11 protein-coding genes are annotated in these 12,118 nt (G+C 69.2%); 1 reads left to right on the forward strand and 10 read right to left on the reverse strand.

Features of this window, described 5'->3' with window-relative positions; translation table 11 throughout:
• Positions 1-2: 2 nt before the first annotated feature.
• The gene (locus tag ACREEF_RS00360; protein WP_431563628.1) at positions 3-1,196 is read right to left on the reverse strand and encodes an efflux RND transporter periplasmic adaptor subunit; all 1,194 of its coding nucleotides are present in this window, start codon (positions 1,194-1,196) and stop codon (positions 3-5) included.
• 166 nt (positions 1,197-1,362) lie between these two features.
• Here ACREEF_RS00360 and ACREEF_RS00365 point away from each other — a divergent pair, with 166 nt between their 5' ends.
• A complete protein-coding gene (locus ACREEF_RS00365; RefSeq protein ID WP_431563629.1) occupies positions 1,363-1,956 on the forward strand; it encodes a TetR/AcrR family transcriptional regulator in 594 nt (197 codons plus the stop codon).
• A gap of 65 nt (positions 1,957-2,021) precedes the next feature.
• Here the strand turns inward: ACREEF_RS00365 and leuB are convergent, their stop codons facing one another.
• From leuB to ACREEF_RS00410, 9 genes are read right to left on the reverse strand one after another with little or no spacing between them, the layout of a single operon-like run.
• Complete coding sequence (leuB, locus tag ACREEF_RS00370) at positions 2,022-3,122, reverse strand: 3-isopropylmalate dehydrogenase (protein WP_431563630.1); 1,101 nt, start codon at positions 3,120-3,122, stop codon at positions 2,022-2,024.
• On the reverse strand, positions 3,122-3,712 hold the full coding sequence (gene leuD / locus ACREEF_RS00375; protein WP_431563631.1) for a 3-isopropylmalate dehydratase small subunit: 591 nt from the start codon (positions 3,710-3,712) through the stop codon (positions 3,122-3,124). The genes leuB and leuD overlap by 1 nt, the downstream gene beginning before the upstream one ends.
• Entirely contained in the window at positions 3,705-5,159 is a 1,455-nt protein-coding gene (leuC, locus tag ACREEF_RS00380) for a 3-isopropylmalate dehydratase large subunit (RefSeq protein WP_431563632.1), read from the reverse strand. Before leuC ends, leuD begins: the two co-directional genes overlap by 8 nt.
• Entirely contained in the window at positions 5,146-6,114 is a 969-nt protein-coding gene (locus ACREEF_RS00385) for a branched-chain amino acid transaminase (RefSeq protein ID WP_431563633.1), read from the reverse strand. Before ACREEF_RS00385 ends, leuC begins: the two co-directional genes overlap by 14 nt.
• Positions 6,098-7,354, reverse strand: a complete 1,257-nt coding sequence (locus tag ACREEF_RS00390; protein ID WP_431563634.1) for a 2-isopropylmalate synthase — start codon at positions 7,352-7,354, stop codon at positions 6,098-6,100. The genes ACREEF_RS00385 and ACREEF_RS00390 overlap by 17 nt, the downstream gene beginning before the upstream one ends.
• Positions 7,354-7,605, reverse strand: a complete 252-nt coding sequence (locus tag ACREEF_RS00395; protein WP_431563635.1) for an ACT domain-containing protein — start codon at positions 7,603-7,605, stop codon at positions 7,354-7,356. Before ACREEF_RS00395 ends, ACREEF_RS00390 begins: the two co-directional genes overlap by 1 nt.
• A gap of 2 nt (positions 7,606-7,607) precedes the next feature.
• Positions 7,608-9,320: an acetolactate synthase 2 catalytic subunit gene (ilvG, locus tag ACREEF_RS00400; RefSeq protein WP_431563636.1), complete on the reverse strand. Its 1,713-nt coding sequence runs from the start codon at positions 9,318-9,320 to the stop codon at positions 7,608-7,610.
• Positions 9,321-9,344: 24 nt separating this feature from the next.
• A complete protein-coding gene (gene ilvC, locus ACREEF_RS00405) occupies positions 9,345-10,358 on the reverse strand; it encodes a ketol-acid reductoisomerase (RefSeq protein WP_431563637.1) in 1,014 nt (337 codons plus the stop codon).
• Positions 10,359-10,361: 3 nt separating this feature from the next.
• Positions 10,362-12,101 carry a dihydroxy-acid dehydratase gene (locus ACREEF_RS00410; protein ID WP_431563638.1) on the reverse strand — a complete coding sequence of 580 codons (1,740 nt, stop codon included), beginning with the start codon at positions 12,099-12,101 and terminating at the stop codon, positions 10,362-10,364.
• Positions 12,102-12,118 lie beyond the last annotated feature (17 nt).

The following is a 12,118-nucleotide window of genomic DNA, read 5'->3' on the forward strand; positions in this document are numbered from 1 at the left end:
GATCAGCCCGCGTTGGCGAAGGAGGCGCTGGAGGCCGGCGCCGCCTGGGTGACGGGGGCCGCGCCCGCTTGCGGCGCGACGGGGGCGATGGTCCCGTTCTTGGGCGTGACCTTCATGCCCGGCATCTGGATGCGCTGACCGCCGGCGATGATGACGCGGTCGGTCGACTTCAGGCCCGAACGGATGACGCGCAGGCCGTCGACCAGGGGGCCAGTCTGGACCGGGCGCGGCGCCGTCGTGCCGTCGGCGTTGACGACGATCACGACGCGGCGGGCGGCGTCGGTGGCGATGGCGGCGTCGGGCACCAGCAGGGCCTGATAGGAACCGCCGCCGGCCAGTTGCGCCTGGCCGAACATCCCGGGCTTCAGGAAGCCGTCGGCGTTGGGGACCACGGCGCGCAGGCGGATGGTGCCCGAGGCGGTGTCGATGGCGTTGTCGGTGAAGTCCAGAGCGCCGGTGCGGCTGTAGGCGGTCTCATCCTGCAGGCGGATGCGGATCGGCGCCGGGCCGCCCGTGCGGGCTTCGCGCTGATACTTCAGCGCCAAGGCTTCGGAGCCGTCGAAGACGAAATAGATGGGCGAGGCCGAGACCACGGTCGTCAGGATGTCGCCGGCCGAGGAGCCGCCGCCGATCAGGTTGCCCGGATCGACGCGACGGTCGGAGACGCGGCCCGCGATCGGGGCGACGACGCGGGTGAACTCGACGTCCAGCTGACGGGCGCGAATGGCGGCGTTGGCGGCCGAGACGGCGGCCTGGGCCTGAGCCACGGCGCCGCGCTTGGCGTCGACCTCGGCCTGGGACACGGCCTGCGAGGCCAGCAGGCCTTCGGCGCGGGCGAACTCGGTGCGGGCCAGGGTCAGCTGGGCCTGGGCCTGGGCCAGCTGGGCCTGGGCCGACGCCAGCGCGGCCTGGGCCGGGCGCGGGTCGAGGGTGAACAGCAGCTGGCCCTGACGGACGAAATCGCCGTCCTTGAAGTGGACCGACTGGATGTAGCCGCCGACGCGGGCGCGTACATCGATCGAGCGAGGCGCTTCAAAGCGGCCGGTGACTTCATCCCAGTCGACGACCTGACGCACCAGCGGCGTGGCGACCGTGACGGGGGGCGCTTGGGGTGCGGGGGCTTCGCCTCCCTTGGAACAGCCATAGAGGGCGGCTGACATCATGACGGACGCAACCGCGATCTTAACCGTGCGCATCGGCGCATTCTCCTGTCGGGAGGGATTTCAAACATAACAGACCGGCGCTCTCGGGGGGAGGAAGCGGCCAGTCAACGTCGGGTGACTTAATGATGAGCGCGGTTCCGCTTGTCAACGCCTGATGACAAAGCCATATAGGCGATAAGGTTTATTGGAGTGCGACCAATTGGTCCTGTGCGACGTCCCCCGGCCACGTAACGCGAACGCGACCCGCCAGGCGATTCTGGAAGCGGCGCGGGAGCGTTTTTGTTCCGACAGCTATGATGATGTCGGCATGCGCGACGTCGCGCGCGACGTCGGCGTGGATGCAGCTCTGATCAGCCGCTACTTCGGATCCAAGGAAGATCTGTTCGTAGCTGTTCTGGACAGCTGCAAGAACGGCCGCGACCTGATGGACGGCCCGCGCGAGGACTTCGGCGAGCGGCTGGCGCGGGAGATCGTCTATGGGGACCTGACGCCCTGCGAGGCGGACGGGGACGGGGCTCGGATGCGCGGCCTGCTGATCCTGCTGCGCTCGGTCGGTTCGGCCAAGGCGATGGACGTCATGCAGCGGACCTCCAACAATCGCTTCTTCGACCCGCTGGCCGCCTGGATCGGGGGCGCGGACGGCCCGGTCCGAGCGCGTCTGGCGGCGGGCCTGATCATGGGCATGGCCATCGGACGGGAGCTTTCGGACGGCTATTCCTCGCTCGACGAGACGCAGAAGGGGGAGTTGGCGCGGCGCATGGCGGCGGCGCTGCAGGGCCTGATCGACAACTGAATGCAAAAAGGGCGGACCGCGAGGCCCGCCCTTTCTCTTTATATCTATGCCCAGGCGCTGGAGGCTCAGGCCCAGTGCATCGGCACGTGGCGGGCGGCGGCCCAGTGGATGGCGCGGATGGCGTCGACGATGGCGCGGGTGGCCTCGACCGTGCCCAGGGCGCCGCCCAGATCGGCGGTGACGGCCCCCGAGGCCAGGACGGCGGCGACGGCGGCCTCGATGGAATCCGCCTCGTCCTCCAGGTCGAAGCTGTGACGCAGCATCATGGCCGCCGACAGCACCATGCCGACCGGGTTGGCCAGGTCCTGGCCGGCGATGTCCGGCGCCGAGCCGTGGATCGGCTCGAACAGGCCGGGACCGTCGGCGCCCAGCGAGGCCGAGGGCAGCAGGCCGATGGAGCCGCCCAGCACCGAGATCTCGTCCGACAGGATGTCGCCGAACATGTTCTCGGTCAGGATGACGTCGTACTCGCGAGGCTTGCGGATCAGGTGCATGGCCATGGAGTCGACTAGGGCGTGCTCCAGGGTGATCTGCGGGTACTCCTCGGCGTGGATGCGGGTCACCACCTCGCGCCATAGCCGGCTGGTCTCCATGACATTGGCCTTGTCGACCGAGGTGACCTTGCCGCGACGCTGGCCGGCGGCCTGGAAGGCGGCGCGGGCGACGCGTTCGATCTCCTCGACCGTATAGACGCACAGGTCCGAGGCGCTGGTTTCGGTGCGGGTCTTCTCGCCGAAATAGACGCCGCTGGTCAGTTCGCGGAAGACGATCAGGTCGACGCCCTCGACGATCTCCTTCTTCAGCGGCGAGCGGTGGGCCAGAACCGGCGAGACCTGCAGGGGGCGCAGGTTGGCGTACAGGCCCATCGCCTTGCGGATGGCCAGCAGGCCCTGTTCCGGGCGGACCGGCGCGCCGTCCCACTTGGGCCCGCCGACCGCGCCCAGCAGGACGGCGTCAGCGGTCAGACAGGCGGCTTTCGTTTCGTCGGGCAGGGCTTGGCCGGTGGCGTCGATGGCGGCGCCGCCGATCAGGTGCTCGGTGAACTCGAACTTATGACCATAGATGTCGCCGATGCAGGTCAGGACGCGCTCGGCCGCGGCGGTGACTTCAGGGCCGACGCCGTCGCCGGGCAGGACCACGATGTTGAAGGTGCGAGTGTTGGGCATCAGGCGGACTCCGGTTCACGGAAACGTTCGTAGGTCTGGATGTAGGGCAGCTTGGATTGCAGCCAGCCGAGGGTGTCGACGCCGTCCAGCAGGCACTGGCGGGCGAAGGCCTCGACCTTGAACGGGACGGGGGCGACATTGCCGCGACGGATCTCGCCGGCTTCCAGGTCGATGGTGACGGGCTGTTCCGGATGGGCGGCCAGGTCGTCCCAGGTCGCCTGATCGACGACGATGGGCAGGAAGCCGTTCTTCAGGGCGTTGGAGGTGAAGATGTCGGCGATCTCGGTCGAGATCACCGCCCGGAAGCCGTAGTCCAGCAGGGCCCAGGGGGCGTGTTCGCGCGACGAGCCGCAGGCGAAGTTCGGGCCGGCCAGCAGGATGCGGTGCTCGCGCGGGTCGATGCGGTTCAGCACTGATTCCGGCTTGGGCGCGCCGTCGGCCTCATAGCGCCAGTCGTAGAAGGCCTGGGCGCCCAGACCCTCGCGCGTGGTGGTGGTCAGGAAGCGGGCCGGGATGATCTGGTCGGTGTCGATATTGGCCTGGCTCAGGGTCAGGGTCTTCGACGTCAGAACCTTGAACGGATCAGACATGATGTTTCTCCCCTATCGCCGAGCGCGCGGCGCTCGGCTGCATGAGGGGAGTCTCCAGATAGGCGCGCGGGTCGGTCAGGACGCCGGCGACGGCGCTAGCCGCGGCGGTGGCGGGGCTGGCCAGGATGGTGCGGGCGCCCTTGCCCTGACGGCCTTCGAAATTGCGGTTGGAGGTGGAGACGGCCAGTTGGCCCTCACCGACCACGTCGCCGTTCATGGCGATGCACATGGAGCAGCCGGGGATGCGCCATTCGGCGCCCGCCTCGGTGAAGACCTTGTCCAGCCCCTCGGCCTCGGCGTCGCGGCGCACGGCCTCGGAGCCGGGGACGACCAGCATCCGCACGCCCGGCTGGACCTTGCGGCCCCGCAGGACGTCGGCGGCGGCGCGCAGGTCGGGCAGGCGGCCGTTGGTGCAACTGCCGATGAAGACGACGTCGACCTTGTGGCCCGTCGTCGCCTCGCCCGCCGTGAAGCCCATGTAGGCGATGGCCTTGCGGTCCGAATCCGAGCGGGGCTGCGGCACCGGGGCGCCGACGGGGGCGCCGGCGTCGGGGGTAGTGCCCCAGGTGGCCATGGGGCGGATGGCGGCGCCGTCCAGCGTCACCTCCTTGTCGAAAGTCGCGCCGGGGTCGGAGGCCAGGCTCAGCCAGTCGGCGGCGGCGGCCTCGTAGTCGGCGGGGACGTGTTTGCGGCCGCGCAGCCAGTCGATGGTGGTCTGGTCCGGGGCGATCATGCCCGCGCGCGCGCCCGCCTCGATGGACATGTTGCACAGGGTCATGCGCCCTTCCATGTCCAGCGAGCGCACGGCCTCGCCCGCATATTCGATGACGTAGCCGGTGCCGCCGCCGAAGCCGATGGCGGCGATGACGGCCAGGGCGACATCTTTACCGGAGACGCCGGGGCGCAGGCGCCCGTCGACGGTGACGCGCATGGACCTGGCGCGGCGCTGCAGCAGGCACTGGGTGGCCAGGACATGGCCGACCTCGGAGGTGCCGATGCCGAAGGCCAGGGCGCCGAACGCTCCATGCGTGGCCGTGTGGCTGTCGCCGCAGACGACCGTCATGCCCGGCTGGGTCAGGCCCAGCTCCGGCCCCATGACGTGGACGACGCCGCGTTGGTCCGAGCCCCATCCGGCCAGCTCGACGCCGTGGCGGGCGCAGTTGGCCTCCAGGGTCTCGACCTGCTTGCGCGCCTGGTCGGTGACGTAGGGCCGCTCGCCGTCCGGCCCGGCGGGCAGGGTGGGGGTCGAGTGATCCAGGGTGGCGAAGGTGCGGTCGGGGCGGCGGACCTTCAGTCCGCGCGCCTCGATTTCGGAGAAGGCCTGGGGCGAGGTGACCTCGTGGACCAGGTGCAGGTCCACATACATCACCCCCGGCGTCTCGGCCGTTTCCGGCACGACGACGTGCCGGTCCCAGACCTTTTCATACAGGGTTCTAGGCGGGCTCATGCACGCGCTCCTTGGGAGAGGCGGCGGCCTCTCCAATAGGCTCCAGCCAGCCGAAGCGGTCGGGGGTGGTGCCGTCGAACAGGCCGCGGAAGGCCGTGTTGACCGCCTTGGTGATGGGGCCGGGCCCAGCGGCGCGGGTGGGGATGCCGTCGATGGAGCGGACCGGGGTGATCTCGGCGGCGGTGCCGGTCATGAAGACCTCGTCGGCGACGTAGAGGGCCTCGCGCGGCAGGATCTGCTCGCGAGCCTCATAGCCCAGGCCGCGGGCCAGCTTCATGACCGTGTCGCGGGTGATGCCCTGCAGGATGGAGGCGGCGGCGGGCGGGGTCATCAGCACCCCGTCCTTGACCACGAACAGGTTCTCGCCGGCGCCTTCCGACAGGCGGCCGTCGACGCCCAGGGCGATGCCTTCGCCGAAACCGCCGACGCGGGCCTCACGCCCGATCAGATAGCCCGACAGATAGTTGCCGCCCGCCTTGGCGCCCGCCGGGATGGTGTTGGGCGCGACGCGGTTCCAGCTGGAGACGCAGGCGTCGACGCCCTTCTCCAGGGCCTCCTCGCCCAGATAGGCCCCCCAGGGGAAGGCCGAGATCATAACGTCGGTGCGGATGTTCTGCGGCGACGGCGTCACGCCCATGCCGCACTCGCCCAGGAAGGCCAGAGGGCGCAAGTAAGCCGAACGCAGGCCCTCGGAGCGGACCACGTCCTTGCAGGCCTGGATCAGCTCGTCCTCGGTGAAGGGCAGGGGGAAGTGATAGATGCGCGCGCTGTCGAACAGGCGGCGGATATGGTCGGTCAGGCGGAAGCCGCACGGGCCGTTGGGGGTGTCATAGACGCGGATGCCCTCGAACACCGAGGTGCCGTAGTGCAGGGCGTGGCTCATGACGTGGATCTTGGCGTCGGCCCAGGGCGTCAGTTCGCCGTTGATCCAGATATTCTTAGCCAGCGGTTGCATAGGTCTTGTCCATTTGTGCGGAGCCCGCTCCGGCTGTCACAGCCGCGATGATGGCGGTCAGCTCCGCGTCATTGATTTCGCCGATCTGGTCGGCGCGTTGCTTGAAGCCGGCGAAGACGTCGGCCAGGCGCTGGCCTTCCAACACGTGACCCAGGGCTTCGGCCCGCTTGCCGACCGCGTGGCGGCCGGAATGCTTGCCCAGCACGAAGTAGCTGCCCTCGAAACCAACGTCCTCGGGACGCATGATCTCGTAGGTGCGGCTGTCGGCCATCATGCCGTGCTGGTGGATCCCGGCCTCGTGGGCGAAGGCGTTCAGGCCGACGATGGCCTTGTTGCGGGCGATGACGCTCTCGGTCACCTCGCGCAGGGTTTCTGAGGCCCGCACCAGGTGGCGGCTCTCGGCGGATACGCTGACGCCATAGCGGTCCGCGCGGGTGCGCAGGGCCATGATGATCTCCTCGATGGAGGCGTTGCCGGCGCGTTCGCCGATGCCGTTGATGGCGCCCTCGATCTGACGCGCCCCGCCCTCGACCGCGGCCAGGGAGTTGGCCACGGCCAGACCCAGGTCGTTGTGGGCGTGCGACGAGAAGATGATGTCGGCGTGGCGCGGGCGGATGATCCCGTCCAGATAGGCGAAGCGCTGACGCGCCTCTTCTGGCGTGGCGTAGCCGACGGTGTCGGGCACGTTCAGCGTCTGGGCCCCCGCGTCGGCGGCCGCCGTCAGGGCCTCGGCCAGGAACTCCGGCTCGGTGCGGAAGGCGTCCTCGGCCGAGAACTCCACGTCGTCGAACATGGAGGCGGCGTATTCTACCGAGCGGGAAATCGTGGCCAGCACCTCGTTGGTGCTCATGCGCAGCTTGGCCGAGCGGTGGATCGGGCTGGTGGCCAGGAAGACATGGCAACGACGGTGCGATTTCGGTGCGGGCGACAGGGCCCGGAACGAGGCGTCGATGTCCTTCTCGTTGGCGCGCGACAACGAGGCGAAGACCGGTCCCTCGATCTCGCCCGCCACGCGGCGGATGCATTCCTCGTCGCCCGGCGAGGCGGCGGCGAAGCCGGCCTCGATCACGTCCACGCCCAGGTCGCGCAGGACATGGGCCATCTTCAGCTTGGCCTCGGCCGACATGGAGAAGCCGGGCGCCTGCTCGCCGTCGCGCAGGGTGGTGTCGAAGATGATGACGCGGTTGGGATCCGACGCCGTAATCTCGGCGGTTCTGGATACTCGTTCTACTCGGGACATTAGGCGGCCTCGGACTGGTAGGTGGGGGCGCTGATGCGAGCGACGCCGAACAGGCGGTCGATCTGGCAGCCCAGATTGTCGATGGAGCGCGCGGCGTCGCGGCCGCGCACGGTCAGGGCGATGCGGCGCGAGGCGCCCTCATCCGCCATGCTCATGCCGTCGATGTGGAAGCCGCGGCGCTCCACCAGGCCGATGAGACGCTGAAGCGAGCCGTCGGCCCGGTCGATCTGGATGTGAATGGTGTCGCTCATGCTCATGCGCCTTCCATCATTTCAGCGTTGCTCTTGCCCGGCGGAACCAGAGGCCAGACGTTCTCTTTGGGGTTGATGACGACGTGGGCCAGGCAGGGGCCGTCGGCGGCCAGCAGGCGGGCGATGCCGTCCTCGACCTGATCGCGACGGTCGATGCGGAAGGCCTCGACGCCGAAGGCCTCGGCCACCTTCACGAAGTCCGGGTTGTCGGACAGATCGACCTCGGAATAGTTCTCCTCGAAGAACAGCTCCTGCCACTGGCGCACCAGGCCCAGCGACGAGTTGTCCAGCAGGACGATCTTCAGGGCGACGCCGTAGCGGCGCAGGGTCGCCAGCTCCTGAATGTTCATCATGAAGCCGCCGTCGCCGGCGATGGTGACGACCGTGGCCGACGGGTCGGCCAGCTTGGCGCCCAGACCGGCGGGCAGGCCGAAGCCCATGGCCCCCAGGCCGCCCGAGGTGATGTGGGCTTCCGGCTTGGAGAAGCGGCAGTGCTGGGCCGCCCACATCTGATGCTGGCCGACGTCGCAGGCGGCGACGAAGCGGTCGCCGGCCGCTTCGGACAATTGCTTCAGCAGGGCGGGGGCATAGACGCCTTCGCCCGGCGCGTCGTAGCGGGCGGCGTGATGCGCGGCCGCCGTGGCGCAGCGGATGACCCAGGGATCGATGGCCAAAGGCGCGGAGGCCATGCGCGCCGTCAGGGCCTCGACGCCGGGCTTCAGCTCGCCGGCGACCGCGACATGGGTCTCACGCAGCTTGCCGATCTCGGAGGCGTCGATGTCGAAATGGACGACGCGGGCGTGGGGCGCGAACTCGGCCAGCTTGCCGGTGGCGCGGTCGTCGAAGCGGGCGCCCAGGACGATCAGCAGGTCGGACGCCTGAACCGCCTCGTTGGCGGCGCGCGTGCCGTGCATCCCCAGCATGCCCAGATAGCCTGGGGCGTCGGTCGGAACCGTGCCCAGGGCGTTCAGGGTCGAGACGGCGGGGATGCCGGTGGCCTCGGCGAAGGCGCGGACGGCCTCGACAGCGCGGCCGATCTTCACCCCGCCGCCGATGTAGATCAGCGGGCGCTCGGCGGCGCGGATGAAGCGCTCGGCCTCGGCGATGGCGTCGTGGTCGACCTCGGCGGTCTCATTGGGGATGTTGAAGCCGAACGGGGCGACGGCGGTGGCGAACTGGACGTCCTTGGGCAGGTCGACCAGCACCGGTCCGGGACGGCCCGAGGCGGCGATGTGGAAGGCCTGTTCGACGGCGGCCGGGATCTCCGACGCGTCGCGCACCAGGATGGAGTGTTTCACGATCGGCAGGGTGACGCCCAGGATGTCGATCTCCTGGAAGGCGTCGGTGCCCATGACGCCCTGGGGGACGTTGCCGGTGATGCAGACCATGGGCACCGAATCCATCATGGCGTTGGCGATGCCGGTGATCAGATTGGTGGCGCCGGGGCCGGAGGTGGCCATGCAGACGCCGACCTTGCCCGAGGCGCGGGCGTAGGCGTCGGCGGCGAAGGCCGCGCCCTGTTCGTGACGGACCAGGATATGCTTCAGGCCCGTGCCGGTCAGGGCGTCATAGATGGGCATGATGGCGCCGCCGGGGTAGCCGAAGACCACCTCCACGCCCATCCGCTCCAGGCTGGAGACGAGCAGGCGCGCGCCAGTGGCCGTGTCGTTCACGGTCGCCGGGGCGGGGGCGGTTTTCGGGGCGGCGACGCTCATCACACTCACTCTATGGTTTTCGGATCAGGCGGCTTCAGACTTGGCGGTCTGCAGCCAGGCCATGCGTTCGCGCAGACGGGCGCCCGTCTGCTCGATCTGGGATTCGCTGTCGGCCTTCAGCCAGGCGGCGTACTGCGGCTTGCCGGTCTCGTTCTCGGCGATCCAGTTCCTGGCGAAGGTGCCGTCCTGGATCTCGGTCAGGACCGTCTTCATGCGGGCGCGGGTTTCGTCATTGATGACGCGCGGGCCCGAGGCGACGGCGCCCCACTTGGCGGTTTCCGAGATGAAGTGGTGCATCTTGGAGATGCCGCCCTCGTAGAACAGGTCCACGATCAGCTTCAGCTCGTGCAGGCATTCGAAGTAGGCGATCTCGGGCTGGTAGCCGGCCTCGACCAGGGTGTTGAAGCCCGACATGACCAGTTCCTTGGCGCCGCCGCACAGGACGGCCTGTTCGCCGAACAGATCGGTTTCGGTCTCTTCGCGGAAAGACGTCTCCAGCAGGCCGCCGGTCGCGCCGCCGATGCCCTTGGCGTAGCCCATGGCGCGGTCGCGCGCCTTGCCGGTCGCGTCCTTCTCGATGGCGAACAGCGAGGGGACGCCGCGGCCGCGCGCGAACTCGCGACGGACCAGATCGCCCGGACCCTTGGGGGCGACCAGGATGACGTCCATGTCGTCGCGCGGGGTGATGCGGTCGTAGATGATCGAGAAGCCGTGGGCGAACAGCAGGGCGGCGCCCGGCTTGGCGTTGGGCTCGATGATGTCGCGATAGACCTCGTTCTGGATCATGTCCGGGGTCAGGATGGCGATGATGTCGGCGCCGCGGACGGCCTCGGCCGGCTCGGCGGTGGGGACGCCGTCGGCGGTGGCGTGCTTCCAGCCTGTGCCGCCCTGGCGAACGCCGACGACCACGTCATGGCCCGAGTCCTTCAGGTTCTGGGCGTGGGCGCGGCCCTGCGAGCCATAGCCGATGACGGCGATGCGCTGGCCGGCGATGGCGCCCGGCTTGATGTCGTCGTTGGTGTAGATCGTGATGGCCATGGTTCAGGCGTCCTCAGAGATGGGGGCGTTGGAATAGGTCGCTGCCGTTTGAGCGGGCGGCGGATTGGGAATGGTCACGGCCCCTTGCGAGGCGGAGGCGACGGCGGCGCGGTATTTCGCGAAAACGCCTTGCGCCGGACGGACCCGGTTGGGGGCGAAGTCCGCCCGGCGCGCCTCCAGATCGACGAGCACGTCGATCCTTCGGTTGGTGACGTCGATGACGATCGGATCGCCATCGCGAATGAGAGCAATCGGGCCGCCGACCGCCGCTTCGGGCGAGACGTGGCCGGCGACGAAGCCATAGCTGGCGCCCGAGAAGCGGCCGTCGGTCAGCAGGGCGACGTTTTCGACCTTGCGGCCCTTCAGGGCGGCGGTGACCTGCAGCATCTCGCGCATGCCGGGACCGCCCTTGGGGCCTTCGTAGCGGATGATGATGACGTCGCCTTCGCCGACCGAGCCGTCCTGAACCGCGCGGAAGGCGTCTTCCTCGCAGTCGAACACGGCGGCGGGGCCTTCGAAGCGGTCGACCTTGTGGCCGGTCAGCTTGATGACGGCGCCCTCGGGAGCCACGTCGCCATAGATGACGGCGTAGGAGCCGCGCGCCATGACGGGGGCGTCCATGCTGGCCACGACCTGCTGGCCAAGCGTTTCCTCAGCCTCGGCGGCCTCGGTGAACAGGCTGCGGCCGGTGACGGTCGGCGTGTTGACGATCTTGCCCGCCTCGGCCAGCCGCTGGGCGACCAGGCGCGTGCCGCCCGCCGCGAACAGGTGCGAGGCCAGGAAGCGGCCGCCGGGCTTCAGGTCGCAGATGACCGGAGCCTCGACGCAGGCCTGGTGGCAGTCCTCGATGCCGAAGTCGACGCCGGCCTCGGCCGCGATGGCGGTCAGGTGCATGACGGCATTGGTCGAGCCGCCCGAGGCCGAGACGGCGATGGCCGCGTTCTTCAGGCTGGCCTTGGTGATGTATTTGCGGGCTGTGTCGCCGGCGAAGACGCGCTCGACGATCAGGCGGCCGCAGCGCTCGCCCTCGGCGCCCTTGCCGGGATCGACGGCGGGGACATCGTTGGCGCCCATGGGCGAGATGCCCATGATCGACAGGGCCATGGCCATGGTGTTGGCGGTGAACTGGCCGCCGCAGGCGCCGGCGCCGGGGCAGACCGCGCTCTCGACCGCCTTCAGGCCTTCGTCGGACAGGGCGCCGGCGCCGTGGGCGCCGATGGCCTCGAACACTTCCTGGACCGAGACCTCCTTCTCGCCGATCCGGCCAGGCAGGATGGTGCCGCCGTAATAGACCAGGCCGGGGATATCCATGCGGGCCAGAGCCATGGCCGCCGCCGGAATGGTCTTGTCGCAGCCGACGATGCAGACGACGCCGTCCAACTGATGGCCTTCGACGGCCAGCTCGATGGAGTCGGCGACGACCTCGCGGCTGATCAGCGAGGCCTTCATGCCCGCCGTGCCCATGGAGATGCCGTCGGTGACCACGATGGTGTTGAAGTCGACGGGATAGCCGCCCGCCGCGACGATGCCGGCGCGCACGTCCCTGGCCAGACGGTCCAGGTGCATGTTGCAGGGCGTGACCGTCGACCAGGTGTTGACGATGGCGATCATCGGCTTGTCGAAGTCGGCGTCCTGCATCCCCGCCGCCCGCAGATAGGAACGGGCCGCAGCCCGGCTCGGGCCCTGGGTGACGGCGGAACTGCGCGCGTTGGGTTGTTTTTTGCTGTCGGGCGTCTTGGTCATCGGATTTTTGGAAGGTT

The sequence above is a fragment of the Brevundimonas sp. genome (assembly GCF_050729455.1).
In the GTDB taxonomy this organism is placed as follows: domain Bacteria; phylum Pseudomonadota; class Alphaproteobacteria; order Caulobacterales; family Caulobacteraceae; genus Brevundimonas.

Excerpts from the sequence above, each read along its gene's own strand:
- ACREEF_RS00360 (WP_431563628.1), bottom strand. The coding sequence starts at position 1,196 with ATGCGCACGGTTAAGATCGCGGTTGCGTCCGTCATGATGTCAGCCGCC.
- leuB (WP_431563630.1), bottom strand. The coding sequence starts at position 3,122 with ATGCCCAACACTCGCACCTTCAACATCGTGGTCCTGCCCGGCGACGGC.
- leuD (WP_431563631.1), bottom strand. The coding sequence starts at position 3,712 with ATGTCTGATCCGTTCAAGGTTCTGACGTCGAAGACCCTGACCCTGAGC.
- leuC (WP_431563632.1), bottom strand. The coding sequence starts at position 5,159 with ATGAGCCCGCCTAGAACCCTGTATGAAAAGGTCTGGGACCGGCACGTC.
- ACREEF_RS00385 (WP_431563633.1), bottom strand. The coding sequence starts at position 6,114 with ATGCAACCGCTGGCTAAGAATATCTGGATCAACGGCGAACTGACGCCC.
- ACREEF_RS00390 (WP_431563634.1), bottom strand. The coding sequence starts at position 7,354 with ATGTCCCGAGTAGAACGAGTATCCAGAACCGCCGAGATTACGGCGTCG.
- ACREEF_RS00395 (WP_431563635.1), bottom strand. The coding sequence starts at position 7,605 with ATGAGCGACACCATTCACATCCAGATCGACCGGGCCGACGGCTCGCTT.
- ilvG (WP_431563636.1), bottom strand. The coding sequence starts at position 9,320 with ATGAGCGTCGCCGCCCCGAAAACCGCCCCCGCCCCGGCGACCGTGAAC.
- ilvC (WP_431563637.1), bottom strand. The coding sequence starts at position 10,358 with ATGGCCATCACGATCTACACCAACGACGACATCAAGCCGGGCGCCATC.
- ACREEF_RS00410 (WP_431563638.1), bottom strand. The coding sequence starts at position 12,101 with ATGACCAAGACGCCCGACAGCAAAAAACAACCCAACGCGCGCAGTTCC.